At 71.3% G+C, this 24,934-nt stretch carries 22 protein-coding genes; 9 read left to right on the top strand and 13 right to left on the bottom strand.

The window, feature by feature from the left end; translation table 11 throughout:
- Nucleotides 1–158: 158 nt before the first annotated feature.
- Entirely contained in the window at nt 159–1,127 is a 969-nt protein-coding gene (locus ACGFYY_RS37620) for an MTH938/NDUFAF3 family protein (protein ID WP_365278056.1), read from the bottom strand.
- Between the two features lie 140 nt (nt 1,128–1,267).
- Here ACGFYY_RS37620 and ACGFYY_RS37615 point away from each other — a divergent pair, with 140 nt between their 5' ends.
- A complete protein-coding gene (locus ACGFYY_RS37615) occupies nt 1,268–1,666 on the top strand; it encodes a VOC family protein (protein ID WP_393716538.1) in 399 nt (132 codons plus the stop codon).
- 10 nt (nt 1,667–1,676) lie between these two features.
- Here ACGFYY_RS37615 and ACGFYY_RS37610 read toward each other — a convergent pair whose 3' ends face one another.
- The 5 genes from ACGFYY_RS37610 to ACGFYY_RS37590 form a co-directional block, all read right to left on the bottom strand.
- Entirely contained in the window at nt 1,677–2,129 is a 453-nt protein-coding gene (locus ACGFYY_RS37610) for an SRPBCC family protein (RefSeq protein WP_393716536.1), read from the bottom strand.
- Nucleotides 2,130–2,330: 201 nt separating this feature from the next.
- Entirely contained in the window at nt 2,331–3,608 is a 1,278-nt protein-coding gene (locus tag ACGFYY_RS37605) for a GDSL-type esterase/lipase family protein (protein WP_393716545.1), read from the bottom strand.
- 190 nt (nt 3,609–3,798) lie between these two features.
- Nucleotides 3,799–5,418, bottom strand: a complete 1,620-nt coding sequence (gene aceB, locus ACGFYY_RS37600) for a malate synthase A (protein WP_393716534.1) — start codon at nt 5,416–5,418, stop codon at nt 3,799–3,801.
- A 251-nt stretch (nt 5,419–5,669) separates the two neighbouring features.
- Complete coding sequence (locus ACGFYY_RS37595) at nt 5,670–6,281, bottom strand: NTP transferase domain-containing protein (RefSeq protein ID WP_393716532.1); 612 nt, start codon at nt 6,279–6,281, stop codon at nt 5,670–5,672.
- Nucleotides 6,248–6,430, bottom strand: coding sequence for a hypothetical protein (locus ACGFYY_RS37590; RefSeq protein ID WP_365278042.1), 183 nt, complete (start codon nt 6,428–6,430; stop codon nt 6,248–6,250). The genes ACGFYY_RS37595 and ACGFYY_RS37590 overlap by 34 nt, the downstream gene beginning before the upstream one ends.
- Before the next feature lie 88 nt (nt 6,431–6,518).
- Here ACGFYY_RS37590 and ACGFYY_RS37585 point away from each other — a divergent pair, with 88 nt between their 5' ends.
- Entirely contained in the window at nt 6,519–8,006 is a 1,488-nt protein-coding gene (locus tag ACGFYY_RS37585) for a PLP-dependent aminotransferase family protein (RefSeq protein WP_393716530.1), read from the top strand.
- Nucleotides 8,007–8,026: 20 nt separating this feature from the next.
- Here the strand turns inward: ACGFYY_RS37585 and ACGFYY_RS37580 are convergent, their stop codons facing one another.
- The 3 genes from ACGFYY_RS37580 to ACGFYY_RS37570 all read right to left on the bottom strand — a co-directional run bounded on the left by ACGFYY_RS37580 (nt 8,027) and on the right by ACGFYY_RS37570 (nt 10,505).
- The gene (locus ACGFYY_RS37580; RefSeq protein ID WP_393716528.1) at nt 8,027–8,479 is read right to left on the bottom strand and encodes a hypothetical protein; all 453 of its coding nucleotides are present in this window, start codon (nt 8,477–8,479) and stop codon (nt 8,027–8,029) included.
- A 134-nt stretch (nt 8,480–8,613) separates the two neighbouring features.
- Nucleotides 8,614–9,249 carry a response regulator transcription factor gene (locus ACGFYY_RS37575; RefSeq protein WP_365278033.1) on the bottom strand — a complete coding sequence of 212 codons (636 nt, stop codon included), beginning with the start codon at nt 9,247–9,249 and terminating at the stop codon, nt 8,614–8,616.
- Nucleotides 9,246–10,505, bottom strand: a complete 1,260-nt coding sequence (locus ACGFYY_RS37570; RefSeq protein WP_393716526.1) for a sensor histidine kinase — start codon at nt 10,503–10,505, stop codon at nt 9,246–9,248. Before ACGFYY_RS37570 ends, ACGFYY_RS37575 begins: the two co-directional genes overlap by 4 nt.
- A 134-nt stretch (nt 10,506–10,639) precedes the next feature.
- On the opposite strand from ACGFYY_RS37570, the gene ACGFYY_RS37565 reads away from it, so the two are divergent.
- A complete protein-coding gene (locus ACGFYY_RS37565; protein WP_393716524.1) occupies nt 10,640–11,728 on the top strand; it encodes an ABC transporter permease in 1,089 nt (362 codons plus the stop codon).
- On the top strand, nt 11,725–12,417 hold the full coding sequence (locus tag ACGFYY_RS37560) for an ABC transporter ATP-binding protein (protein WP_393716522.1): 693 nt from the start codon (nt 11,725–11,727) through the stop codon (nt 12,415–12,417). Before ACGFYY_RS37565 ends, ACGFYY_RS37560 begins: the two co-directional genes overlap by 4 nt.
- 87 nt (nt 12,418–12,504) lie before the next feature.
- On the opposite strand, the gene ACGFYY_RS37555 is transcribed toward ACGFYY_RS37560, so the two are convergent.
- Nucleotides 12,505–13,308 (bottom strand): IclR family transcriptional regulator, encoded by an 804-nt coding sequence (locus ACGFYY_RS37555; protein WP_393716520.1) that lies wholly within the window; start codon nt 13,306–13,308, stop codon nt 12,505–12,507.
- A gap of 337 nt (nt 13,309–13,645) precedes the next feature.
- Between ACGFYY_RS37555 and allB the strand changes: the two genes are divergently transcribed.
- Nucleotides 13,646–14,980 (top strand): allantoinase AllB, encoded by a 1,335-nt coding sequence (gene allB, locus ACGFYY_RS37550; protein ID WP_393716543.1) that lies wholly within the window; start codon nt 13,646–13,648, stop codon nt 14,978–14,980.
- Nucleotides 14,981–14,983: 3 nt separating this feature from the next.
- Nucleotides 14,984–16,102, top strand: coding sequence for an allantoicase (alc, locus tag ACGFYY_RS37545; protein WP_393716518.1), 1,119 nt, complete (start codon nt 14,984–14,986; stop codon nt 16,100–16,102).
- 239 nt (nt 16,103–16,341) lie between these two features.
- Here alc and ACGFYY_RS37540 read toward each other — a convergent pair whose 3' ends face one another.
- Nucleotides 16,342–17,079 (bottom strand): SDR family oxidoreductase, encoded by a 738-nt coding sequence (locus tag ACGFYY_RS37540; protein WP_365278014.1) that lies wholly within the window; start codon nt 17,077–17,079, stop codon nt 16,342–16,344.
- Between the two features lie 172 nt (nt 17,080–17,251).
- Nucleotides 17,252–18,754: a hypothetical protein gene (locus ACGFYY_RS37535; protein WP_393716515.1), complete on the bottom strand. Its 1,503-nt coding sequence runs from the start codon at nt 18,752–18,754 to the stop codon at nt 17,252–17,254.
- A gap of 494 nt (nt 18,755–19,248) precedes the next feature.
- On the opposite strand from ACGFYY_RS37535, the gene ACGFYY_RS37530 reads away from it, so the two are divergent.
- Complete coding sequence (locus ACGFYY_RS37530; RefSeq protein WP_393716513.1) at nt 19,249–21,738, top strand: ricin-type beta-trefoil lectin domain protein; 2,490 nt, start codon at nt 19,249–19,251, stop codon at nt 21,736–21,738.
- A gap of 704 nt (nt 21,739–22,442) precedes the next feature.
- Nucleotides 22,443–23,057: a dihydrofolate reductase family protein gene (locus ACGFYY_RS37525; RefSeq protein WP_393716511.1), complete on the top strand. Its 615-nt coding sequence runs from the start codon at nt 22,443–22,445 to the stop codon at nt 23,055–23,057.
- Nucleotides 23,058–23,473: 416 nt separating this feature from the next.
- On the opposite strand, the gene ACGFYY_RS37520 is transcribed toward ACGFYY_RS37525, so the two are convergent.
- Nucleotides 23,474–23,845, bottom strand: a complete 372-nt coding sequence (locus ACGFYY_RS37520; protein WP_365275453.1) for a hypothetical protein — start codon at nt 23,843–23,845, stop codon at nt 23,474–23,476.
- Nucleotides 23,846–23,976: 131 nt separating this feature from the next.
- Here ACGFYY_RS37520 and ACGFYY_RS37515 point away from each other — a divergent pair, with 131 nt between their 5' ends.
- A complete protein-coding gene (locus ACGFYY_RS37515) occupies nt 23,977–24,915 on the top strand; it encodes a DMT family transporter (protein WP_393716509.1) in 939 nt (312 codons plus the stop codon).
- The last annotated feature ends 19 nt before the right edge of the window (nt 24,916–24,934 follow it).

Here is a 24,934-nt window from a genome sequence, read left to right as displayed (position 1 = left end):
GGGCGGGGCCCCCCGGGGGGGGGGGCCCCGCCCCCCCCCCCCCGGGGGGGCGGGGGCGCCCCCCGCGCCCCCCCCCCCCCCCCCGGGGGGGGGGGCCCCCCCCCCCCCGCCGTGTGCGTGCGGTGCGTGTGCGGTGCGTGTGCGGGTCCGTGCCCCGCTCAGCAGGTCGAGTGGAAGAGCCCGCCCACCCGCCCGCCCGGGGCCAGCCGGTTGTAGATCTCCACGGCCTCGGGCGTCCGTGCCACGTGCACCTCCACCCCGGCCGCCGCGAGCACCTCCAGGGTGCTCGGCGCCACCCCGAGGCGGCTCTCCATGCCCTGGCTGAGCACCACCGCCGTCACCCCGAGGTCGAGCAGCTCGCGTACCTCCTGCGGCTGGATGCCGGGATCGTGCCGCGTACCGTGCTCGGACCAGTCCCAGGGGCGGCCACCGCCCGGGTAGAGCCTCAAGTCCTTCCCGGCGGGCAGCCCTTCGGCCTCGATCCGGCCCCACGACAGGTGCGTGACGCGCGGGGAACGCTCGGCGGCCGGGGCGGGCGCCGGGGGAGTCCACAGCATCAAGTTGCTCATCAGCTCGGCCTGTTCGATCGCGTCGTCCAGGGCGTGGTGCGTGTGACGGCGCCGCGACAGCAGTTCGCGCGGCATCCGGCCCTTCACGGCGGCCCGGAGCGGCACCCGCGCCTTCGTCGCGTAAAGGGTCTTCATGTCCAGGCAGCCGGAATGGCCGAAGGGGCTGTCCCCGCCGAACCGGATCAGGTACCAGTACAGGAAGGTCCAGTCGAAGGAGGCCGGGTAGCCGCACATCACCGGCTGCGCCCCCGCCGACACCTCCCGCACCCAGGCGCGGAACTCGGCCATGGCCACCGCCGGATCGGCGCCCTCCCGCACCAGACGGTCGCGGTCCAGCCCGCTGACGGCCAGCGCCTCGGGCACGAACTCCTCACTGATGGGCCGCAACTCCCGGTAGAAGGTCAGCTGTTCGGGATCGGCGGCCGTATACGAAGGGCCGTCCTGGCGGCCCGCGACCGAGGCCCCGAAGCTGATCATCGAATACGGTCCGGGAATGGGTCCGTCGGCCTCGATGTCGACGGAGATGTAGAGGCTGGGACGTGCGTTACGGGCTGCCATGCGCCCGAGCATGCCGGCCGGCCACCCGCCGATCACCCCCTTTTCCGGGGGCGTCCGACGCTGCCCGGACTGCGGAATCGACGCCCGGCGGTCCAGGAGGGACCATGGGAAGCGGGGTGCCTCGGACCGAAGGAACGACCATGTTCGCAAACAGCAGGGCATTCAGCGGATTCGCCGTCGACGACCTGGACAGGGCCAGGGAGTTCTACGGAACGACGCTCGGCCTGAACGTCTCGCGGGACGAGGAGATGGGCCTGCTCCGCCTGGACCTCGCGGGCGGCGCCACGGTCATGGTGTACCCGAAGGAGGACTTCCGCCCCGCGACCTACACGATCTTGAACTTCCCGGTGGAGGACGTGGAGCGGGCCGTCGACGAGCTCACCGCGCGCGGTGTCGCGTTCGAGCGCTACGAGGGCTTCGAGGCGGACGCCAAGGGCATCGTGCACGGCGAGGACGGCATGCCCACCATCGCCTGGTTCAAGGATCCGGCGGGCAACATCCTGTCCGTGCTGACGGGCCCCGGCCCCGACACCCCGTGAAGAACGTCGGTCAGTACACCCGTGCGTCGGTGTGCTCGCGTACCGCGATCCTGGCCAGCTTCGTCAGCATCATGCCGTTGCGGATGGCGACGATGTAGTCCACCGGAAGTCCGTGCATCCGGGTGCCTGGTCCCCGCAGGGGGTGCCAGTCGAGGGTGAAGAGGGTGTTCTCGCCCCAGGGGTCCAGCCGCATGGCGATGCGCGCCGCACCGAAGGGCTCCGCCCGCGCTTCCAGCTCCAACCGGCGCTCCGGTTCGCACCTGCGGACGACGCACGTGTCGTCGAGGGTGAGGGGGCCGGAGCCGACCCGGACCTTCAGCCGGGCCCCCACCTGCGGCCAGTGCGGATCCGCGGCGAGGACCGCTCGGGTTCCCGTGACCCACTCGCCGTAGCGGTGGCCGTCGGCCAGCAGGCGCCAGACCTCGGACGGCGTGCTCAGGATGAGGCGGCGGTTCCGGGCCACGCCGATCACGCTCCTTCCGGATCCGGCGCGCCGCGTCGGGCCCGCGGTCCGTCACCCTGTCCGTCACCCCAGACTCGCGCCGAAGGTCCGCTCGCGCAGTCCCACTGACCCGAACGGGCAACGGAGCCGGCACCCGAACCGGCACCCGGGTGGGCTCCACCGGGCGCCGCCGCGCCCGGTGGAGCCCGCACAGGGGGCCTGCTAGGGGGCCGGGGTCAGGAACATGCCCGTCTGGTCCCCGCCCGCGGTGTTCTTGCAGCTGAAGTCGGAGCTCGCGGGCTGGGCCACGACCAGAGCCAGGCAGCGTCCCGCGGCCAGCTGGCCGAAGTAGTTCGGGTGCATGGACTCCTGGATCAGCCCCTGCGTCTCGTTGTTGTCGATCCAGCGCGCCCACTCGCTCGTCTTCGCCGAGGCCGGCACCGCGGAGGTCACCTGCTTGCTCGCCTTCGCGCACACCTCGCGGCCCTGCATCATGTCCCGCAGGTCCAGGAACTGCGCGTTCTTGGCCGCCGCGACGCCCTTGATCCGGTTCGCCAGCTGCGGCACGAGCGAGTCCCGCGCCCAGTCGGAGTCCCGGTTCCAGAAGGGGCAACCGCCGGTGTTGAGACGGCTCCAGTCGCTCTGCGTGTACCGGTTCTCCGCGCCGCGCGGGATCGGCGACGGGTAGGACTGCAGCACGATCCGGTACGAGGAGTCGGCGTACCCGGCCGCGCGCATCACGGCCCGGATCTCGTCCACGGACTTGCCGACCTTGCCCATGACCGCGTCGATCTTCTGGTCGACCCCGTACTGCTGGTCGTCGTAGCAGTACGAGTTCCACAGGACGAAGTCGAGCGCGCAGTCCGTGATGATGTCGGCGAAACCGAGGTCGTTGCCACCGATGGACAGGGCGATGACCTTCACGTCGTGGCTCGCGGCCACCGCGGCGAGCTGATCGGCCTGGGGGGCCTCGCCCTTGTAGGAGACGCCGCCGTTGGAGGAGCGGAACACGTTGTCCGAGACCGCCCCGGAGCACGCGAGGTTCACGGCGACGTCGGCGATCGCCCCGGCGCTGCGCACCTCGGCGGAGTCGGAGCGGTGGCATCCGCCCGCGGTGGTCCCGTACACCTTGGCGGGGTCGTAGGTGCTGCCGCTGACCCAGCCCCGGTCGGTGCCGTTGCGGCTGCCGCTGTTGGTCAGGCTGTTGCCCTTCCAGCGGCCGGCCTCGCCGGAGATGTAGCTGTCGCCCATGGACACCACGGCGGTGGGGCCGGTTCCCGGGCTGGCGGCGGAGGTTCCGGCTCCGCCGGCCAGCAGTGCGCCGGCGGCGAGTGGCACGGCCATTGCGGCGCCGGCCAGCCGTCGCACCCGACTGCGGTCCCGGTCCTTGCTGACGTTGCGGAATCCGATCACTGCGGAACTCCTGCGTTCGGCCACGCCGAAGTCGGCGACGACTGCGTCGCGTGGCTGGGAAGTGGGGGTACCGCCGGCCGGTGGCATCGGAAAGGTGACACGGGCCCACTTGTTACCGCTAGGTACAGTCATGTTACGAACGAGTAACGACCGACCGGTCGTTCGGGAGCCGACCCCTCCTGTTGTGGTACGCAAACGACTCCGCCCCCGCGCCGTGAGGCGACGGGGGCGGAGCCGACAGGCTTCGACCGCTGTGCGTGTCAGTCGAATTCGGGGGTCAGCCGACCAGCTGGTCGTAGGCGGGGAGGGTGAGGAAGTCCGCGTAGTCCGCGTCCAGGGAGACCTGGAGGAGGAGGTCGTGGGCCTGCTTCCACTTGCCGGCCGTGAAGGCTTCCTCGCCGACCTCGGCGCGGATGGCGGCCAGTTCCTCGGCGGCGATCTTGCGGGTCAGTTCGGCCGTGGCCGTCTCGCCGTTCTCGAAGACGACGCCCGCGTTGATCCACTGCCAGATCTGCGAGCGCGAGATCTCGGCGGTGGCCGCGTCCTCCATCAGGCCGAAGATGCCGACGGCGCCGAGGCCGCGCAGCCACGCCTCGATGTAACGGATGCCGACCTGGACCGCGTTGCGCAGGCCCTCGTACGTCGGCCGGGCGTCCAGGGAGTCGATCGCGATGAGCTCGCCCGGGGCCACCGAGACGTCCTCGCGCAGCCGGTCCTTCTGGTTCGGCTTCTCGCCGAGCACCGCGTCGAAGGAGGCCATCGCGATCGGGACCAGGTCGGGGTGGGCCACCCAGGAACCGTCGAAGCCGTCGCCGGCCTCGCGGTCCTTGTCGGCCTTGACCTTCTCGAAGGCGACCTTGTTGACCTCGGCGTCCTTGCGGGACGGGATGAAGGCCGCCATGCCGCCGATGGCGTGCGCGCCGCGCTTGTGGCAGGTGCGGACCAGCAGTTCGGTGTACGCCCGCATGAACGGGGCGGTCATCGTCACCGCGTTGCGGTCCGGCAGGACGAACTTCTCGCCGCCGTCACGGAAGTTCTTGACGATGGAGAAGAGGTAGTCCCAACGGCCCGCGTTCAGGCCGGCCGCGTGGTCGCGCAGCTCGTAGAGGATCTCCTCCATCTCGTACGCGGCGGTGATGGTCTCGATGAGGACGGTCGCGCGGACGGTGCCCTGGGGGATGCCGACGTAGTCCTGGGCGAAGACGAAGATCTCGTTCCAGAGGCGGGCCTCCAGGTGCGACTCCGTCTTCGGCAGGTAGAAGTACGGACCCTTGCCGAGGTCGATCAGGCGCTTCGCGTTGTGGAAGAAGTACAGGCCGAAGTCCACGAGCGAGCCGGAGGCCGGGCCGCCCTCGAACCGCAGGTGACGCTCCTCCAGGTGCCAGCCGCGCGGCCGCATCACGACGGTGGCGAGCTGGTCGGCGGGCTTCAGGGCGTACGCCTTGCCGGTGCGGGGGTCGGTGAAGTCGATGCGCCGCTCGTAGGCGTCGATCAGGTTGAGCTGGCCGAGGACGACGTTCTCCCAGGTGGGAGCGGAGGCGTCCTCGAAGTCGGCGAGCCAGACCTTGGCGCCCGAGTTCAGGGCGTTGATGGTCATCTTGCGGTCCGTCGGACCGGTGATCTCCACACGACGGTCGTTCAGCGCGGCCGGGGCCGGCGCCACCTTCCAGTCGCCCTCGCGGACCTGTGCGGTGTCCGGGAGGAAGTCGAGGGTGGAGGTCCGGGCGATCTCGGCACGGCGCTCACCGCGACGGGCGAGGAGCTCGGCGCGGCGGGGGGCGAACCGCCGGTGGAGCTCGGCCACGAAGGCGAGGGCCGCTTCGGTGAGGACTTCGTCCTGCCGGGGCAGGGGCTCGGCGTCGACGATGGCCAGCGGGGACGGCGCTGGTGCGGACATAACTGTCACTCCTTCAGCGGCGGTGCCTGGCGGCCGCGGGGAATGCTCGCGCGAGACGGCACGCAGTGCCGTCGGGTGTGGAGAGTTCCGAAATACGGTCGCGGGCGCCGTCTGTGGGTTCAGGGCGCTTCTGACCAGTGGATAGTAATTTCCTCATGGTGGAAGTTCAATGGTTTGTTGATGTCGAGATTCTCCGAGTCGACAGATTCCGCTTGTCGGTGGCCCTCAGTGCCATTGTCGTCACGCGGTGCTCAGAGAAGTCGCGCCAGGTCGGGCGGCGTGTCGATGTCGAACGCCTCCGCGACGTCCGAGCACTCCACCAGCATGAGCTCTCCGGCGTGGCGCGCCAGATGGCCCCGGGCCCCCTGGTCGCCCGTCGCCGTCGCCGCGATGTCCGCCCAGCGGTCCGCGCCGAACAGCACGGGATGCCCGCGCTCCCCGTCGTACGCAGCCGCCACCAGGCTCGTGGGGGAGCGGTACGCCGCCCGCACCCGGGCCACCGCCGCCGGGCCGATGCCGGGCTGGTCCACCAGCGAGACCAGGGCCGCGCCGGCGCCCGTACCGGCCAAGGAGGTGAGGCCGACCCGCAGCGAGGAGCCCATCCCCTGCGCCCAGTCCGGGTTGTCCACGATCACGCAGCCGGTCAGGTCCGCGCGCTCGCGGACCTCGGCCGCCGAGGCGCCGAGCACCACGTGCACCGGGCCGCAGCCCGCCTCGCGCAGCACCCGTACCGCGTTCTCGACCAGCGGACGGCCGCGATAGGGGAGCAGCGCCTTGGGTCGCCCACCGAGCCGGCGGCCACCGCCGGCGGCGAGGAGCAGGCCCGCGATCACGGGCGGATCGGAGTGCGTGTGGGATGACATGCCCCCGATTCTCGCTCCTGCGCGCGACCTCGTGGCCGTCGTTCCAGAGTGCGCCGTACGGCGGCGAGCGCGGCCCCGATCCGCAGCGGACGGGCGATGCGGTTCTCGGTGGCGGCCAGCAGGGCGCGCTCGTCACGGTCGGTCAGCATCTGGGCATCTCCTTGCCAATCGAGGGCCAATACGGCGAGTCTGGTCCTCGATTGGCCTGGCCGTCAGAGCCAATCAGGGGAGGTTGGCATGGCAAACGGGCGAGTGGTCCAGACAGCGGACAGAACGATCGGCAGCCGTCAGCTCGCGGCCCTGCTGCCCGCCGACGTCCTGGCCCGCCCCGGCTACCGGGCGCTCGCCGACGCCGTCCGCACGCTGATCCTCGACGGCCGCATCGCCCTGCACGTGCGGCTGCCCGCCGAACGCGAGCTCGCCGAGGCGGTCGGCGCGAGCCGGGCCACCGTCACGGGTGCCTACGACCTGCTGCGCGAGAGCGGCTACGTCCGCAGCCGGCGCGGCTCCGGCACCTGGACCGAGCTCCCGGACGGCCACCGCCCGGTCGGCGCCCACGCCCTCCTCGGCGCCGGCGGCTACAGCGCCGACGGCGAACCCGGCGTCGACCTGGCCATCGCCGCGATGGGCGCCCCGGAGGGCAGCCTCGCCGCCGCCTTCGCCTGGGCGGCGCCCCGGCTCCCGCGGCTCGCCCAGGACCCCGGCTACCACCCCTTCGGTCTGCCCGACCTCCGCGGCGCCGTCGCCGACCGGTTCACCCGGCGCGGGCTCCCCACCCGCCCCGAGCAGATCCTGGTGACGGCCGGCGCCCAGCAGGCCTTCTCGCTGGTCGTCAGCCTGCTCTGCCGGCCCGGGGACCGGGTCGTGACCGAGAACCCGACCTACGCCAACGCCCTCGACGCCCTGCGACACGCGCGGCTGCGCACCGGATCCATCGCCGTCTCCGAAGCGGGCTGGGACCTGGAGATAGCCGAGTCCACCCTGCGCCAGACCGTGCCCAGGCTGGCGTACGTGATCCCCGACTTCCACAACCCGACGGGCGCGCTCATGCCACCGGAGCAGCGGCTGCGCCTGCTCGCGGCGACCCGTGCCACCGGGACCTGGCTGGTCGTCGACGAGACGATCGCCGACATCGCGCTGGACGTGCCCGCCCCCGCGCCGTCGGCCTCCCTCGCCCCGCGCGGCGGCGCGGACCACGTGATCACCATCGGCTCGCTCAGCAAGACGCACTGGGGCGGGCTGCGGGTGGGGTGGATCCGGGCCTCCGCGAAGATGATCACGGAGCTGACGGCCGTGCGGGTCTCCGCCGACATGACCGGCTCGGTGCTCGACCAGCTCGTCGCGCTCCCGCTGCTGGACGACATGGACCGGGAACTGCCCGCCCGGCTGGCGCAGCTGCGGATCCGGCGCGAGGCCCTGGTGCGGGCGCTCCAGCGGCACACCCCGGAATGGTCCTGGCAGGTCCCGCCGGGCGGCCTCTCGCTCTGGGTCGACCTGGGCGAGCCCGTCAGCTCCGCCCTGTCCGAGCGGGCCGCCGCGGCCGGGGTGTACATCGGTCGCGGCGCCCGCTTCGGCGTGGACCCGGGCACCTTCGAACACCGGCTCCGGATCCCGTACACGCTGCCCGAGGACCGCCTGGACGAAGGCGTCCGCCGCCTCGCGAGCGCCTTCCACGACGGGGTCCCGCTGCCGCCGGCGGTGGAGCGCCCGCACTGGGTCGCCTAGGCCGTCTCTTCGGATCAGGCCTACGAGGGCCGTTCGCGGAAGTACGCGTTCGCGGCCGGGCGGAACATCAGGGCCACCGCCGTCAGGACGGCCGGCAGGTGGACCGTCCGGCTCGCCCCGAAGACCAGGTCGAGGGCGTCCGCCCGGGACACGGCGTCGGCGAGCGACCCCCCGTCGAGGAGGTACCCGAGGGGTTCGACGACCAGCGAGGCGCTGCCGGCCACGCCGAGGCCGACGGCCAGGGTGATCCGGGCCCAGCGCGCACCCGAGCGCATGCGGAAGGCGACCAGCACGGCCGCGGTGAAGACGGTCAGGCGGATCACCAGGCCGACGGCCACCTGGTCGGCCGGCACCCGGCCGAGCATGAGCGCGGTCTCGAACGCCCCGGCGGCCACCGCCGTGAGCCAGAGCGCGAAGGCGGTGCGGACCTCGGTGGGGGGCGCCGGTCGGCGCACCAGGACGGCGGTGTGCATCGGGGGGGCTCGCTCTCCGGTCGGGGATCGGACCGTCTCGGCAGTGACGGCCCGGGGGACACCCCGATGCTCCCAACGGTCCGAGCCGCGCACCCTCCTGCGGCCCGGTGTGTCCGTAGGGGGGGCCGGCCCCCCTACGGGGTGCGGATCAGCCGGCGTACGGCGGCCGCCGCGACCGCCGAGGTGCGCGAGTCGACACCGAGCTTGGCGTAGACGTGCACCAGATGGGACTTGACGGTGGCCTGGCTGAGGAAGAGCCTCTTGGAGATCTGCTGGTTCGACAGGCCGTCCGCGACCAACTGGAGCACCTCCAGCTCCCGCTTCGTCAGCGCCTCCGCCGGGGTCCGCATCCGGTCCATCAGGCGCAGCGCCACCGCCGGCGCCAGCGCCGACTGGCCCGCCGCGGCCGTCCGGACCGCCGCGGCGAGCTCCTCCGGCGGGGCGTCCTTGAGCAGGTAGCCGGAAGCGCCCGCCTCCACCGCCGCCAGGATGTCGGCGTCCGTGTCGTACGTGGTCAGCACCAGCACCCGGGGCGCGCCCGGCCGGGCGGTGATCAGGGCCGTCGCCTCGGAGCCGTGCATACCGGGACCGGGACCGAACTGCAGGTCCATCAGGACCACGTCCACCGGTTCACCCGCGGCCAGCTCCACCGCCCGCTCGGCGGTCGCGGCCTCGGCCACCACCGCGAAGTCCGGCTCGGTGTCCAGTACCGCGCGCAGCCCGGCCCGGACCACCGGGTGGTCGTCGGCGAGCAGGAGACGGATGCTCACAGGGCCTCCACGGTGTCCGGACGTTCCGCGTGTCCGAGGTGTTCGAGGTGTTCGAGGGGGAGCGGCAGGGTGACGGCCACGGCGGTGCCCTGGCCGGGGTCGGACTCCACCGTGAACAGCCCGCCCAGGGTCTCGGCGCGCGAGCGCATCGCGGGCAGCCCGAAGCCGCCGTCTCCGGAGCCCGCCGAGCCCGGTGACACCGACGCCGGGTCGAAGCCGTCCCCGTCGTCGACGATGTCCAGCGTGACCGAGGCGTCCATGAACGTCAGGGTGATCTCGGCGCGCCCGGCCCGCGCGTGCCGCACCACATTGGCCAGCGCCGACTGCGCGATCCGCAGCAGGGCCACCTCGTACGGGGTGGGCAGCACCCGCGGGGTGCCGCTCAGCGAGAACCGCACGCGCGGTCCCGGGACCCCCGCGCACAGCCGTTCCAGCGCGGCCGCCAGCGACCCGTGCTCCAGGTCCGGCGGAGTGAGGGCCCGTACGAAACGGCGCGCCTCGGCGAGGTTCTCCTGGGCCGCCTCGCGTGCCCGGGCGATGTGCTCCAGGGCCGGTGCCCGCGCCGGCAGCGCCCGCTCGGCCGCCCGCAGCAGCAACTGGATGGAGGACAGGCCCTGCGCGAGGGTGTCGTGGATCTCCCGGGCGAGGCGCTCGCGCTCGGCCAGGATCCCGGCGCCCCGCTCGGCCGCGGCCAGCTCGGCCCGGGTGGTGATCAGCTCCTCGATCAGCTCCCGGCGGCGTTCGCTCTCACGGTAGAGCGCCTGGTAGCCCAGTACGGTCGCCACCGCCACCGCGCCGCCCAGCAGGGGTCCGAGGAAGGCCCCGGGGGTCGCCGCGTCGCTGTGCGCGACGAAGCCGCCGATGGCGGCGCAGGCGGTCACCGCGACGGCCGTGATCCCCCAGCGCAGCCGCAGCAGGTGCAGCTCCAGGAAGTACAGCGGGAAGGCGATCCACAGCCCGTCGGGGGAGACCACGAGCAGGCCCGTCCAGGTCGCGCAGAGCCCGGCCAGCCACAGCGCCCCGGCACGCGGCGAGCTGTGCACGGCGGGGGCCCGTACGCCGCCCGCGTAGACGAGGGCGAGCACCGCGCAGGCGGCGATCACCCACCCGGCCCGGGGCGCGGAGTCGGTGACGGCCCGCCCGGCGGCGAGCGCGAGCAGGCCGAGGAGCAGCGCGTGCAGGCACAGCCGCAGCACCTTGGAGACGGGCGTCAGGGCACGGGTGGCGGGGGAGAGGGAGGAAACCGGTGCAGTCATGTCCGGACCAGCGTAAGTGGGGGCGGGCCGGCCCCGGTCAACCAAAAGTTCGATGTCCGGACGCACCCTTCGATACGAGGATCACTACTGTGGCGCGATGCCTTGTGTCCACGCGGATGACCAAGGTGGGGAACATGTTCGTCGCATGGAGAGATCTACGGTTCGCCAAGGGCCGATTCGCCCTCATGGGCTCGGTCGTGCTGCTCATCACGCTGCTGGTGGGACTGCTGTCCGGGCTCACCTCCGGCCTGGCCCGGGAGAACATCTCGGCCATCACCGGTCTGCCCGCCACCCACCTGGCCTTCGCCGCGCCCACCGGGGACCAGAAGGTGTCCTTCACCAACTCCCAGGTGGCCGAGCCCGCCTGGCTGGCCTGGCGGGCGCGGCCCGGGGTCAAGGCGGCCGAGCCGCTCGGCATCCGCACCACCAACGCCGTCTCGGGTGAGCGCACCGCCGCGATCTCGGTCTTCGGTGTGGCCTCCGCCGGGGGGCTCGCACCGCGGAACGCCGGCCTCACCCAGGGCCAGGTGGTCCTCACCGAGAAGGCCGCGAAGGAGCTGGGCGGCCTGACCGCCGGGGCCAAGCTCAAGATCGGCCCGCTGGAACTGACCGTGGCGGGCGTGTCCGGGACCGCCGCGTACAGCCACACCCCGGTCGTCTGGATGGACCTCAACGACTGGCAGCGCGTCGGGAACCCCGGCACCTCCATCGACACCCTCGCGACCGTCGTCGCCCTCTCCGTCGGCGACGGTGCGGACCTCGCCGCCGCGGACCGGGCCGCCACCACCGAGGTGCGGACCGTGGACGAGGCCTTGGGCGCCATCGGCTCGTACCAGGCCGAGAACGGCTCGCTGCAACTGATGCGCGGCTTCCTCTTCGCCATCTCCGCCCTGGTGACAGGCGCCTTCTTCACGGTGTGGACGATCCAGCGCAGCGGGGACATCGCCGTCCTGAAGGCGCTGGGCGCCTCCACCCCGTACCTCCTGAAGGACGCCCTCGGCCAGGCCGTCGTGATGCTCGCCATCGGTACCGGGCTGGGCACCGCGCTCGCCGCCGGCTTCGGCGCGCTGATCGACGGCGGCCCCGTGCCCTTCGTCCTCGACGCCGCCACGGTGCTCCTCCCCGCCGCGATCATGATCCTGCTCGGCGCGCTGGGCGCCGCCCTGTCCATCCGGCGGATCACCGCCGTCGACCCGCTGACCGCCCTCGGGAGCGCCCGATGACCCTCCTCGTCCACGACGTCACGCTGACCTACCCCGACGGCGAGAGCCGGCTCACCGCCCTCGACGCCGTCGGCCTGGAGGTGCCCGCCGGCACGCTGACGGCGGTCATCGGCCCCTCCGGCTCCGGCAAGTCCAGCCTGCTCGCGGTGGCCGCCACCCTGGTGACCCCGGACTCCGGTCGGGTCGTCGTCGCGGGCCAGGACACCACGGAGCTCGGCCCCGCCGAGAAGTCGGCCCTGCGGCGGGAGAAGATCGGCATCGTCTTCCAGCAGCCGAACCTGCTCGCCGCGCTGACCGCCGCCGAACAGCTCCAGGTCATGGCGCACCTCTCCGGCCGCCCCGCGCGCGCGGTACGCCGGCGGGCCCTGGAGCTGCTCGACGCGGTGGGCTTGGCGGACAAGGCCGACAAGCGCCCCCACCAGCTCTCCGGTGGTCAGCGCCAGCGGATCAACATAGCCCGCGCCCTGATGAACGAGCCGGCGGTGCTGCTGGTCGACGAGCCCACCAGCGCGCTCGACCACGAGCGGGGCGCGGCCGTGCTGGACCTGCTGGTCACCCTGACCCGGGAGCGCGCCACGGCCACGGTGCTGGTCACGCACGACCACGCCCACCTGGAGCGGATGGACCGTACGGCGACGATGACGGACGGCAGCCTGACGCTCGGCCCGGCCCCGGCCCCGGTGCGTTGAGCGGCACGGGCGAAGGCGGTACGCGAAGGCCCCGGCCGCCCCTCGTGTCGAGGGGCGGCCGGGGCCTTCGTGTAGGACCGCGTGAACCTACGCGGGGCTCTGGTTGGCCAGGGCCACCGAGAGCTCGGCGGCCACGCCCTGCAGGATCGGCACGAAGGACTCGGCCACGGCCTCCGTGACCCGGCCCGCCGGACCCGAGATGGAGATCGCGGCGGCGGTCGGCGAGTTCGGCACCGACACGGCGAGGCAGCGGACTCCTATCTCCTGCTCGTTGTCGTCGACCGCGTAGCCCGACTTGCGGACCTGCTCCAGCGCGTCGAGGAAGCCCTCGGGCGTGGTGATGGTCTTCTCGGTCGCCGCCGGCATCCCGGTGCGGGCCAGCAGGGCCCGTACCTCGTCGGCCGGGGTGTGGGCGAGGAGCGCCTTGCCCACACCGGTGGAGTGCGGCAGCACCCGGCGGCCGACCTCGGTGAACATGCGCATGGAGTGCTTGGAGGGCACCTGGGCGACGTAGACGATCTCGTCGCCGTCGAGGAGGGCCATGTTCGCGGTCTCCCCGGTCTCCTCGACCAGGCGGGCGAGGTAGGGGCGGGCCCAGGTACCCAGCAGGCGCGACGCGGACTCGCCGAGGCGGATCAGACGGGGGCCGAGGGAGTACCGTCGATTGGGCTGCTGGCGTACGTAGCCGCACGCCACCAGCGTGCGCATCAGCCGGTGGATCGTGGGCAGCGGCAGGCCGCTGGCGGCGGAGAGCTCGCTGAGGCCGACCTCACCCCCGGCATCGGCCATGCGTTCGAGCAGGTCGAAGGCGCGCTCGAGGGACTGGACGCCACCGCCGGCGGCGGGGGTCTTCGAGGAAGCGTCGGTGGTGCTGGCGCTGGACGTCGGCACGGCGCGGTCCTTTCGGTGCTGGCAGGCAAGGGAGCAGCCTACCCGGCGGTCGGCGTCCGTCCCAGTGCTGGGGTCGAGGTCGTCGTCGCCGGTCAGAGAGGGTTTGTCCTGGTGGCGGACGTCCTCCGGAAGGTATTCGCCCGGTTGCCGGTGGTGATAGCTACATTCTGTATAGCGAAATCTTAATTCCATCCTGTGGAAACATCCAATTGCGGCCCTGGTGTGTCAGTGGTCCGTCCGGACGCTCTTGACGGGGTACCGATCGCGGGGAAGACTCCGTCAACAGAACGTTGAATTTCGCTCTGTGGAAGTAGATGGGGAGGTTCCGGTGGCCGACGTGGCTGTGGAACTGGTACTGCGCTCGACGCGCGTCATCACCCCCGAGGGGACGCGCGCCGCCTCGGTCGCCGTCGCCGGCGGGAAGATCACGGCCGTGCTGGCACACGACGCCGAGGTTCCGGCCGGGGCCCGGCTGGAGGACTTCGGCGACGACGTCCTGCTCCCCGGCCTCGTCGACACCCACGTCCACGTCAACGACCCGGGTCGCACGGAGTGGGAGGGCTTCTGGACGGCCACCCGCGCCGCGGCCGCCGGTGGCATCACCACGATCCTCGACATGCCGCTGAACTCCCTGCCGCCGACCACCACGGTCGACAACCTGCGCGTCAAGCAGGAGGTCGCCCGCGCCAAGGCGCACGTGGATGTCGGCTTCTGGGGCGGTGCCCTGCCGGACAACGTCAAGGACCTGGCCCCGCTGCACGACGCCGGCGTCTACGGCTTCAAGTGCTTCCTGTCGCCCTCGGGCGTGGACGAGTTCCCCGAGCTCGACCAGGAGCAGCTGGCCACCTCCCTCGCCGAGATCACCGGCTTCGGCGGCCTGCTCATCGTGCACGCCGAGGACCCGCACCACCTGGACGCCGCTCCCGTCGTCCCGGGCCCCAAGTACGCCGACTTCCTCGCCTCCCGGCCGCGCGACGCCGAGAACACCGCGATCGGCAACCTGATCGCCCAGGCCAAGCGGCTGAACGCCCGCGTGCACGTGCTGCACCTGTCCTCCTCCGACGCGCTGCCGCTGATCGCCGCCGCCAAGGCCGAGGGCGTACGGATCACCGTCGAGTCCTGCCCGCACTACCTCACCCTCACGGCCGAGGAAGTGCCCGACGGCGCCAGCGAGTTCAAGTGCTGCCCGCCGATCCGCGAGGCCGCCAACCAGGACCTCCTGTGGGACGCGCTCGCCGACGGCACCATCGACTGCATCGTCTCCGACCACTCGCCCTCCACCGCGGACCTGAAGACCAGCGACTTCTCCACCGCGTGGGGCGGCATCTCCTCCCTCCAGCTGGGCCTTCCCGCCATCTGGACCGAGGCGCGCCGCCGCGGCCGGACCCTGGAGGACGTCGTCCGCTGGATGTCCGCCGCCCCGGCCGCCCTCGCCGGGCTGGCGCAGAAGGGCGCGATCGAGGCCGGCCGCGACGCCGACTTCGCCGTGCTCGCCCCCGAAGAAACGTTCACCGTGGATCCGGCCGAACTCCACCACCGCAACCAGGTCACGGCGTACGCGGGCAAGACCCTGCACGGCGTCGTGAAGTCCACCTGGCTGCGCGGCACGCGGATCGCCGACCACGGCACCCCGACCGAGCCCACGGGCCTCCTCCTCGAAAGGCAGAACTGACCAGTGGCGATTGAATCCTTCACCGGCAACGCGAACCCGTACGGAGGCGGCGACCCGTACGCGGACTACCGCACCGCGGAGTTCCCCTTCACCCAGTACGCGAACCTCGCCGCCCGTGAGCTGGGCGCCGGTGTCATCGCCGCCAACGACGAGTTCTTCGCCCAGCGCGAGAACCTGCTGATCTCCGAGGCCGCGCACTTCGACCCCGAGGACTTCGGCCACAAGGGCAAGGTCATGGACGGCTGGGAGACCCGCCGCCGGCGTGGCGTCTCCGCCACCCAGCCCTGGCCGACCCCCGAGGACCACGACTGGGCGCTCGTACGCCTGGGCGCCCCCGGCGTGATCCGCGGCATCGTCGTCGACACCGCCCACTTCCGCGGCAACATGCCGCAGGCCGTCTCCGTCGAGGCCACCAACTGGGCGGGCGCCCTCGCGCCGACCCCGGAGGAGCTCCAGGGCGACGACGTCAAGTGGACGACCATCGTGCCCCGCACGGCGGTCGGCGGCCACGCGGCCAACGGCTTCGAGGTGGACGCCGAGCAGCGCTTCACCCACCTGCGCGTCAACCAGCACCCCGACGGCGGCATCGCCCGCCTGCGCGTCTACGGCGAGGTCCTGCCCGACCCGAAGTGGCTCGACGCGCTCGGCTCCTTCGACGTGGTGGCCCTGGAGAACGGCGGCTCCGTGCAGGACGCCTCCAACCGCTTCTACTCCCCGCCGACCAACACCATCAACCCGGGCCGCTCCCGCAAGATGGACGACGGCTGGGAGACCGCGCGCCGCCGCGACAACGGCAACGACTGGATCCGCTACCAGCTCGTCGCCGAGTCCGAGATCCGCGCCGTCGAGATCGACACCGCCTACCTGAAGGGCAACTCGGCCGGCTGGGCCTCGCTGTCGGTGAAGACGGGCGAGGAGGGCGAGTGGCAGGAGTTCCTGCCGCGCACCCGCCTGCAGCCCGACACCAACCACCGCTTCGTCCTGGACGCCCCGGCGGTCGGCACGCACGTCCGGATCGACATCTTCCCGGACGGCGGCTTCTCCCGCCTGCGCCTGTACGGCTCCCTGACGGAGTCCGGCGCGACCGCGCTGACGGCCCGCCACCAGGAACTGGGCGGCTAGTCCGGCCGCTGCGTGCAGCCCGCCCCGGGGGCCGACACCCCAGGGGCGGGCTGCTGCTCGTTCCGGGCTGTTTCGGCCTCGGCCCGAACTGTCCACCCCCGGTCCGGGCACACTTCAGCCCCGCCGGCGTTCGAGGCGCGGGGTCCGGGGCGGAGCCCCGTGCGGGCGGTCCGCACCCGCCCGCCGACAGGTCCGGCTCCGGAACCCGCCCGCACGCCCGGCCCGCCCGCCCGGCGAGGCTACGCGGCGTGCCCCCCGTCCACCGCGAACTCCGCCCCCGTCACGTACGAGGCGTCCGGACCCGCGAGGAACGACACCACCGCCGCCACCTCCCGCGGCGCACCGAACCGCCCGAGCGCCGTCAGCGCCGCCTGCGAAGCCGCGTAGGGTCCGTCCGCCGGGTTCATGTCCGTGTCCACCGGCCCCGGGTGCACGATGTTCGCGGTGATCCCGCGCCCGCCCAACTCCCGGGCGAGCGCTCTGTTGAAGCCGATCAGCGCCGACTTGCTCATCGTGTAGAGCGTCCCGCCCGGCCCCGGCACCCGCTGGGCCATGCAACTGCCGATGGTGATGACCCGCCCGCCGGAGCCCAGGTGCGCGGCCGCGGCCCGCGTGGTGTCGAACACCCCGCGCACGTTGACCGCGAGCACCCGCTCCACGTCGGCCGGGGCCAGCGCCTCCAGCGGCCCGAGCACCCCCACCCCGGCGTTGTTCACCAGTACGTCGAGCCGCCCGAACTCCGCCACGACCCGCTCCACCACCACGCCGGCGGCCGCGGGATCCGCGGCGTCGGCCCGCACGGCCAAAGCCCGCCGCCCGAGCGCCTCGACCTTCCCGACGACCTCGGCCGCGGCCTCCGCGTCGTTGACGTAGGTGATCGCGACGTCGACCCCGTCCTCGGCGAGCCGCAGGGCGACCGCCGCCCCGATGCCCCTGCTCCCACCGGTCACCAGAGCCACGCTGTTGTCGCTGTCCACGCTGTTCCTCCCGCATCGGTTGGTTGCGAGTTCAATCAAACTGCGTGGCAGGTGAACGATGCCGGCAGGAATCCGACCCGGCGTTCCTCCGCGTCACCGGAAGAAAACGACGGGCGCCTCGCCGGGAGTCATCTCCCGGCGAGGCGCCCGTGGTTACCGATGCCCGACCCGGCTAGCCGATGGTCAGGAAGGTGTTCCAGCCGTCCTCGTCGCGGCCGATGGCGCCACCGACGGCGCTGATGCCACCCTGGATGAGCCATTGGTTCTCGTTGGTCCCGACGGCCCAGATGTCGGGGATGCCGTCACCGTTGGCGTCGGGGGTGCCGAGGACCTTGGGGTAGGTGGTCCTGCCCCAGCCGGTGGTGGCGTAGGTGTAGTCCTCAGCACCTTCGGAGTTCGCCTTGGACTCCAGGGACGTGAGGTCGACGCCGCCGTTGACGCCGGGCTTGCCCTTGCGCAGGGCCAGGCCCCGGTTGGCGTTGGTGTTGTCCCGGAAGATCAGGTCCGGGACCTTGTCCCCGGAGACGTCGCGGACGCCGACGATGTCGCGGCCGGCCCAGCCGGTGGCCATCTTCTTGTAGGAGGTGAGGCTGGATCCGGTGTAGCCGGAGAACGCCCAGAAGCCGTCGGCGTCCAGGGCGAACAGGTCACCCAGGCCGTCGCCGTCGATGTCCTCGGTCACGACCAACTGTCGGAAGACGGACGGGTCCGGGGCGCTCAGCGGGAGCTGCATCTGCATGCGGCGGCCGACGTCGAACTGGCCGGTGCCGGTGCCGGGGTAGATGTAGAGCTTGCCGTCGGGCATCCGTGCGATCAGGTCTGTGAGGCCGTCGCCGGGGTACCAGTCGGTGGCGTGCCCGATGAGCGCGGACTGGCCGGTGGTCGGGTCCTTCCAGTACCCGGGGGCGACGGGCTGCCCGTTCTCGACCGCGCCGGGGATGTAGGCGTCGGTGTCGCCGACCGCGTCTCCCGCGTAGGTGCGCAGGTTGCCGTCCTTGTCGATCGCCAGGAGGTCGGGGTGGCCGTCTCCGGTGACATCGCCGGGCGTGTCCTGGCCGGGTCTCGGCCTGACGAGGAACCCGTAGGCGCTTTGGGCGGAGACGTTGCCGGACTTGGTGACGGTGCGGACGTAGAGGACGTTCGGACCGGAGGTGTCCACCTGGAGCGGGACGGAGACCGTGTCGCTGCCGACGCCGGGTACGGCCTTCTGGTCGAAGAGGGGCCGGTTCAGGCTCCACTGGTACTCGCGGATGTCCTCAGCCTTGGCGCCGTTGCCCTTGATGGTGAAGCTCTGGCCCGGGGTACTGGCGGGCTCCGTGCTCCACTCGTTGAAGTTGTCGCCCTGCGGCGGGAAGGCGGTGGAGGAGACGGCGGGGTTGGGCGGGACGGTGTGGCTGACGGTGAAGGTGCACCAAGCCCCGCTACCGGAGTCGTGCGGCCCGCTGCCGTTCGACCATGCGCCGTCCTTGTCCTTGGTGCGGGAGAGCCAGTAGTACGTCTGCCCGTCGGTGAAGGTGTTCCAGGGCACCTCGGCGGTGACGACGCCATCGCTGTTGGGTGAAAGCCACTGGTCGAAGGCCGTCCCACTGTTGCCCCACACCGCGATCTGGACCTGGTCGAGGTTCTGCTGATCCGGCCGGTCGTTGCGGTCGGTGCCCTTGACCTGGAAGGTCACATTGGTCTTGCCGATGGCGGTCCCGGGCCAACTGGTCTGGCACGGGCCGCCGGGGAAGGTCTGCCAAGTCGACCTTCACCTACAACAACCTCGACCAGCAGGTCTCGACGACCAACGTCTACAACGTCACCCAGTACACCTCCTACGACGTACTCGGCCGCAAAACCGCACTGCGCGACGACTCCGAAACCGCCGACCCCATCGCCACCTGGACCTACGACACCCTCCCGGGAGGCAAGGGCCAGCCCGTCGCTTCCACCCGCAAGTGGGGCGCCGGGTCGTACAAAACCGAGGTCACCGGCTACGACAGCGAGTACCGGCCGACCGGTTCGAGGATCACCATCCCGGACCTGCCCGCTACGAAGGGCCTGGCCGGCAGTTACGCCTACAGCACCACGTACACCCCCACCGGAAAGGTCCAATCGACGACCTTCCCGGCCACGATCGGCGGTCTCGCCGCCGAGAAGCTGATCACCCGATACAACGCCGACGGCATGGTGCAGACCATGTCGGGCCTGTCCTGGTACACCGCGGAAACCGTCTACAGCCCCTACGGCGAGATCCTGCGCACCGCCTCCGGCAACGCACCCAACCGCGTGTGGACCACGAACACCTACGACCCCCACACCGGACGAGTCGCCTCGGCGACTGCCCACAAGGAGACGCGCGACTCCGCGTCCGGCTCGAATCTCCTCTCCTCCCTCAGCTACACGTACGACGCGGTCGGCAACCCGACCGCTATCAAGGACACCTACCCCGGTACCACCCCGCAGTCTCCGCCCCTCGTCGACCGTCAGTGCTACAGCTACGACGCCATGGGCCAGCTCGTGCGTGCCTGGACGGGCAAGACGGAAGGCTGCCCCACCGGTCCCACGGGCCCTGCACGCACGGAGGTGGGATCGGGTACGCCCGGGGATGCCTACTGGCAGGACTACCAGTTCGACGCCATCGGCAACCGCACCAAGCTCACCGATCGCGACCCCACCAACAGCGCCCTCGACGACGAGACGACGTACTCCTACGGCGTGGAGATCACGGGCGGCGCCCTCCCCCATCCCAAGAAGCAGCCCCACGCCCTGACCAAGGTCAACAAGACCACCAGGACGCCCGGCTCCACGGTCGACTCCCTGTCCACCTACACCTACAGCGCGGCGGGCAGCACCAAGACCCGCACCATCGACGGTGACACCCAGACCCTGAACTGGGATCGCCGCAGCAAGCTCCTCTCGGCCACCAGCCCCGGCATCGGGTCCGTCGCGGTCACCGGTCTCTCCGGCAAGTGCCTCGACGTCCAGGACGGCAACACTGCCGACGGAACTCCCGTCCAGCTGCTGTCCTGCAACGAGAGCAAGCCCCAGCAGTGGCGTATCACCGGCGACACCGTTCAGGCTCTCGGCAAGTGCCTGACCTCCGAGAACGGCAAGGCAGTCCTGAAGGCCTGCAAGCCGGGCGAGCCGAGCCAGAAGTTCACCTACCGGGGGACGGACAAGGCCCTCATCACCGGCACCAACCAGTGCCTCACCGTTCCCAACGACAATGACGCCGACGGCAACGACCTGCACACCTTCACGTGCGCGAGTCCGGCCGCCACGCCAGCCCAGCAGTGGAGCTTCGGCAACGTCACCAGCTACCTCTACGACGCGTCCGGTAACCGGGTCATTCAGGAAACCGGCAGCGCCCGCACCCTCTACCTCGGTGAAACCGAGATCACCGTCGACAAGGCCGGCAAGGCCATGGACGCCGTCCGCTACTACAGCGGCCCCGGCGCCCCGACCACGGTCCGCCGCACCAACGGCAAGACCACCGGCCACACCCTGTCGCACCTGCTCACCGACCACCACAACACCGCGACCATCAGCGTCGAACAGAAGGCCGGACAGCCGACCACCCGCCGCAAGTCCGACCCGTACGGCAACCCCCGCGGAAGCCAACCCTCCGACTGGCCCGGAGACCGCTCCTTCCTGGGCACGGGCACGGACGACAACACCACGGGCCTGACCCACATCGGAGCCCGCGAATACGAAGCCGGCACCGGCCGATTCATCACCGTCGACCCGGTCATCGACATCACCGACCCGCTCCAGATGAACGGGTACACCTACGCCAACGGCAACCCCATCACCAACCTGGACCCGGACGGCCTCAAGTACTTCGAGGGCGACAGCGACGGCGGCTTCCAGGCCGAGGCCAGCAAGGTGGTGGAGGTCGCGCAGCGGCGCATCACGCAGCGTGCGGCCCGGGAATCCAACTATCGCCTCTGCTCACGCGACCCCGAATGCCGGGGCGGCAGTGGCAGGGGTGGTGTGACCACGCTGACGGCGAAGAAGAAGCCCTCGACGTGGACCAACATCTGGACGGGTGCGGTCCGGGGCTACGCAAGTACCGACCAGATGCTACCCACAGGTCGGTTGATGTCCCTCTTCGGTATATCCGGACGCGAACAGGCCAACTGGCTGTTCAAGAAACTCGGTGTTGAATCCGACGAGAACGCCTTGGAATCGATCATCGCTGAAGTGCTCGCGCCAATGCCTCCAGTAGCGAAGGTGGCGGCTGGGGCTACATTGGTAAGGAGATCTGAAAGCCTCGTTACGAGGTTGTTCAGCAAGGGAGATGGTGCAGAAGCGGCGCTCCAGAGTAGGAATGTGTCGGGCTCTGGTCCAAAGCTGCCAATGAATATGGATTGTGTTTGCCGCGTCGCGGAAAAGTATGGTATCGACATCTCGGGCATCACTGTGAGGATCGATAAGGCTCGAGCGGGAATTGCTGGAATAACCTCGCCTACGGGTGTCATTACTTTGGCGCGGAACGCTTTTCAAAACGAGGAGCAGTTGGCGCGGACTCTGGCGCATGAGCGGTTTCATGTTGATCAGATCAGGTCTGGGATGGGCTATCCTAGCGCCTACGATGCCGCGAACGCGTGGGAGACTGCTGCTCAAAAGTTCGAGGACCATTGGTGGGAGAAAGTCGGGAGCGCGTTGCAATGACTATAGAGTCGGATTCGTCTCGATGGGTTCGGGTGTACGAGCACCTATACGCGAATCCCGACGGGGTTGCCTGTGAGGGCTGCCCGAGTTGCGGCGCGAAGAAGCTGCAGTTGATCTTCGTGGTCGATGACCTCGCGTCCATGTCGGGCATGTCGGTGTTCTGGTGCGATTCTTGCCTGAATGGCCTGATGCCGAATCGCGCATTCGTGCCTCCTCTTGGGGTTAAGGTTCTGAAGGGGGTCGAGAAAGTCCCCAATTTTCGACTGGTGGTAGAGTCTTCCGAAAGTTGAATCAGTCGCTATTGAAGGTGCTGGAAGCTGCTTGACGGGGCTCCTTCAGTCCGGCCGGTAGCTCTTTTGAGGCCTCCTCCGTAGAATATTGCGGAGGGGGCCTCTCGGTGTTTGTGAATTTAATGTGCCGCTTCCTTGGTGGGTCGTTTTCTGGCGGTAATGGGGGAGAGCGTATTCTGGCGGCGTTCAGGATAGGGGGTGGGTGGGGCGGGATGAGGTTGCTCGTCCGTAGCAGTGGGACGGATGTGGGTTTCATCGGTCGTGAGGTGAGAATGGCGAACTGGTCGAGCAGCTGAGATTCCCCGCGCTCGAGTATCGCTTCTGATTCTGGCCAAGAGGGGATAATGATGTTGGGCGAGCGGTGATCCTTCGGGGTTCGTGTCTGTTAGACCAGCGAGCGAGGAGCGCAGAGATATGGGGAAGTTGAGTCTCACCACCTTTCTGACGTTGGACGGCGTGATGCAGGCGCCCGGGGGGCCCGAGGAGGATGCGAGTGGGGGATTCGCGTACGGGGGGTGGGTCGCGCCGTTCGCCGATGAGGGGATGGGGGAGTTCATCACCGAGGTGTTCGGGCGGGCCGAGGCGTTTCTGCTCGGGCGGCGGACGTACCAGATCTTCGCCGCGTACTGGCCCGCGCACGAGGACCCCGCCGACCCCATCGCGGGCAAGCTGAACCGGCTGCACAAGTACGTCGCCTCCGCCACCCTAGAGAATCCGGCCTGGGGGCCGGCCAGCGTGCTCGACGGGGAGCACCTGCAGAGCGAGATCGTGCGGGCGAAGGACACGATGGACGGGGAGTTGCAGGTGCACGGAAGCGGTGTGCTCGCGCAGTGGCTGCTGGCCCGCGACCTCGTCGACGAGCTGAACCTGCTGGTCTTCCCCGTGGTACTCGGCGCCGGGCAGCGACTGTTCCCCACCGGCGGGCTGCCGACCGCGTACGGGCTGACGGGCTCCCGTACAACGTCGGCCGGGACGGCGATCCAGACCTACCGGCCCACGGGGCGGGCTGCCTTCGGCACCGTCGGCTGACACGCCGGGCGCGCTGGCGCCGCACCCCTCCCCGCCGCCGGCCGATGCGCGGCAAGCAGCCGCGTCGGCTCCGCCTGGCGAGGGCCCCTCGCTCGCGCTCAGGCCCCACTCCGACCCCGGGCGTGGCGGTGGTCGTGGCCGCCCGGGCGCTGCGGTCCCTCGGCGAGGCAGCCGCGGCTCCGGTCCCGCTGCGGCTCGGCGTGGCGGCAGCCGAAGCTCCGCCCCCTGCTGCGGCCCCCTCCCCGTGGCGCGGCAGGGGCTTCGGAGGCGGCGCGGGCTGCCGTTCGGGACGGGTCGGCCAGTGCCGGGGAGCGTGGCGGCCCGTCGCTCCGGGGCCAGCCCGGCCAGGCGGCTCCCGGACTCCGTACGGTGGGTCCGGGCCGCCGGCTTCTCCGGCAGGGGCCCGAAGACGCCCCCTACCGCCGGTCCAGCGCCAGCTGGACCACCCGGCCCTCGCGCAGGACCAGGAGGTCCGGGGCCTCGTTCTCGTAGTGGCGCAGCCGGCCGAGCGGGCCCGGCGGGCGGACGTGGGGGGCCAGGACGAGCAGGAGGTCCTCCACCTCGGGGAGCTGTTCCTCGTGGACCTCCTGGCGGACGGTCAGGGCCCAACCGCCGCGCTCCGCCGGTCCGAACTCGCCCACGAGCATGCCGCCGACCCGCCAGGCCGGGCCTCGGGACGCCAGGAGGCCGTCCGGCGACGACAGCTGCCGCCGCACCTCCGCGAGCACATGGTCGGGTGTGCCGTCGAGCAGGTCGAACGCCAGGTCCAGGGCGTAGAGATCAGCCATGTCGCCGATGCTACGGGTCCGGCGGGGGCCGCCGACAAAGGGGTCGCCCCGCATGATCGGCTCCGGTAGTGTGCGCCCACCGTGCGAGCCGCCGCCGTCTCCACCCGCCGAAGACCCGTTGGAGACATCCGGTGACCGTCGCCGCACCCGCCCTCGAAGCCGCCCCCGGCCGTTCCCCCCGCGCCTGGCTCGCCGATCTGCCCGTGCTGGCCGTCGCCGTCGTCTGGGGCGGCAGCTACCTCGCGGCCAAGGGCATCACCACCACCCACACCGTCATCGCGGTGCTCGTGCTGCGGTTCGCGCTCGTCCTGCCCGTGCTCGTCGTCGCCGGCTGGACGCGGTTGCGCGCCCTGCGCCCCGCCCAGCTGCGCGGCGCCGGGGTGCTGGGCCTCGTACTCGGCGGGATCTTCCTGCTGGAGACCTACGGGGTCGTCCACACCTCCGCCACCAACGCCGGGCTGATCATCAGCCTGACGATGATCTTCACCCCGCTCGCCGAAGCGGCCGTCAGGAAGCAGGCGCCGTCCCTCGGGTTCCTCGGCGCCGCCGCCGTGTCCGTCGCCGGGGTCGTGCTGCTCACCCAGGGCGCCGGATTCACCGCGCCCAGCCTCGGCGACCTGCTCATCCTCGGTGCCGCCCTCGCCCGGACCCTGCACGTCCTGCTCATGGCCCGCATCGAGGCCGTCCAGGACGCCGACTCGCTGTCCCTGACCACCGTGCAGCTCGGGGCCGCGGTCCTCGTCTTCGCCCTGCTGGCGGCCGTCCCCGGCACCGGCGACAGCCCCTGGGCGGCCGCCGCCGACTTCGGGCCCGCCGAGTGGGCCGGGCTCGCCTTCCTCTCCGTCTTCTGCACCCTGTTCGCCTTCTTCGTGCAGATGTGGGCCGTACGCCGCACCTCGCCGTCCCGCGTCAGCCTGCTGCTGGGTACCGAGCCGCTGTGGGCCGCCCTCGCCGGTATCGCCATCGGCGGCGACCACCTCGGCTCCCTGGGCCTGGCCGGTGCGCTCCTGGTCCTCGTGGGCACCGCCTGGGGGCGACGGGCCGTGACCCCCGCCGCCGGCACCTCCTGAGGGTGTCCGGAAAGCGCCG

Source organism: Streptomyces sp. NPDC048331, assembly GCF_043201215.1.
Lineage (GTDB): Bacteria > Actinomycetota > Actinomycetes > Streptomycetales > Streptomycetaceae > Streptomyces.
Note: the sequence above shows the minus strand (reverse complement) of the source record. Positions and strands in the feature narration are given on the sequence as shown.